This window comes from Enterovibrio norvegicus DSM 15893 (genome assembly GCF_900115495.1).
Lineage (GTDB): Bacteria > Pseudomonadota > Gammaproteobacteria > Enterobacterales > Vibrionaceae > Enterovibrio > Enterovibrio norvegicus.
The window spans coordinates 1-1,839 of sequence record NZ_FOWR01000088.1; the positions used below are offsets into that span (position 1 = coordinate 1).

The window sequence follows — 1,839 nt, forward strand, 5'->3', positions numbered from 1 at the left end:
GGACACCTTGCCAATCTCGAAGCGCTTAGAAAGTGTCGTGAATACATAGGCTTGGTCAGGTTTAGTGCGGGAAAGTGCCCGTTATCACAGCGTTAGGCTTCTATATGAATCAAAGCAATATATCTTATGCGTATCTTCAAGCATTACCATTAGGTGTTATTCGTCTTCAAGACGTGACTTTATGGGCAGACTCGATCATTTTAAAAGAAGATGATCGCTGTTTCGAATTGCTCGAACTTTCTTCGTGTAAAGAAGAGAGTATGGCGCTAATTCACCTAAAAACTTTATCCTTAGGATATGACGAAGAACAGGCAATAAAAGTATTTTTTGAATTGTGTTACGACTCTTTAGTGCTCGGTACTGCAGATTATTTAACAGTAGCGGAGAGACTATTTATTTGGTCTGCATACGAGACTTCACTGCAAGGCTATTCTGGATTGTGCTCATTTTGGGATGACTTGAAGTTAGCTTATGATGGAATTCATGGAAATCCAGTTAAAGTTGAAAAGCAACTGTTGGAATATTTGTGCGAAATGAAAGCCTAACAAAGTCATGAACAGGACACCTTGCCAATCTCGAAGCGCTTAGAAAGTGGTGTGAATACATTGGTTTGGTGAGGTTTAGTGCGGGCAAGTGCCCGTTATCACAGCGTTAGGCTTTTGGAGAAAACATGGAAATTTCCCTTAGGCGGGCGAGTGAGACAGATATTCCTTTTTTGTTGTCATTACGTGATAAAACGATGAGGCAGTATCTAGAAGAAGTCGGTATGCCAACGACTGCTGAAGAGTATGAGAGGCGAATACGCTTTGAATTTTCTCATGCAAAAATCGTTGAATTGGATGGTAAGCCTGTTGGGCTGTTCAAAGCCACGTACACCGAAGAACTTAACTATTGGTATTTAGTTCAAATTCAGATTTCTCCAGGGTTTCAAGGTTTGAAAATTGGCAGTAAGCTAATTCTTGACCTAATTGCTAAAGCGGAAACAACGAAATCTAAGGTTGGGTTAAGCGTGATTGAAACGAATCCAGCTAAGCGACTGTATTTGAAGTTAGGTTTTGAAGTGGTGAAAAGCTCTGGGGATGAGCTCCTGCTTGAGCTACAAGCCTAACAAGCGAACGAGAGACGTTTACTCGTGGCGCATTTTTTACAGAAACGCCGTGATTTAGCCGTTTCAATCAGTTTGGGCTAGTAAATTCCCGTTATGCTAACGTTAGAACTCAATGGGGTAATTGATGACGGTAAAGGAATGCGTCAGTTTCATGTTGGTCAATGGCGACAAAGTACTTTTCGAGCAGCGTTCCTTACATAAGGAGACCGACCCTGGATTGATCACCTTGCCCGGCGGGCATATTGAGCTAGGTGAAACACGCGAGCAAGCCTTAGTTCGTGAACTCATGGAAGAGTTAGAAGTTGTACCAAATACATATTATTACCTGTGCTCTCTTCATCACCCAACGCAAGAGTTACAACTGATCCACTATTACGTTGTTCTCGATTGGAGCGGTAAATTGTTTAGCAGAGAAGCTGACGAAGTTATGTGGTGTTCATTCTCGGAGTCTCAAATAGGTATTGAAGCCGATAGAGTTGCTTTGAGAGAGATGAAAAGAATGCAAGGACTACTTATTTAAAGTACGTTCTAACAAGCGAATCAACGATGGACGTTTACTCGTGGCGCATTTTTCCATAGAAACGCTGTGGTCTCGGCGCTTCAATCAGTTTTGGCTAGTAAACGCCCGTTATTCGAACGCTGAAGGATCCCCTCATAATTCGCCCAACCCTGACGAATGTGTCAGCCTCTGATATTCGAGCATAGCCCACTGATATTGCTGCTCATTGATG

At 42.4% G+C, this 1,839-nt stretch carries 3 protein-coding genes; all 3 read left to right on the forward strand.

Annotated features, from left to right (window positions below):
* The first annotated feature begins 104 nt into the window (after positions 1 to 104).
* Entirely contained in the window at positions 105 to 545 is a 441-nt protein-coding gene (locus BM082_RS24470; RefSeq protein WP_074928992.1) for a hypothetical protein, read from the forward strand.
* 125 nt (positions 546 to 670) lie between these two features.
* Positions 671 to 1,108, forward strand: coding sequence for a GNAT family N-acetyltransferase (locus BM082_RS24475; RefSeq protein WP_074928994.1), 438 nt, complete (start codon positions 671 to 673; stop codon positions 1,106 to 1,108).
* 124 nt (positions 1,109 to 1,232) lie between these two features.
* Complete coding sequence (locus BM082_RS24480) at positions 1,233 to 1,628, forward strand: NUDIX domain-containing protein (RefSeq protein ID WP_074928996.1); 396 nt, start codon at positions 1,233 to 1,235, stop codon at positions 1,626 to 1,628.
* Positions 1,629 to 1,839 lie beyond the last annotated feature (211 nt).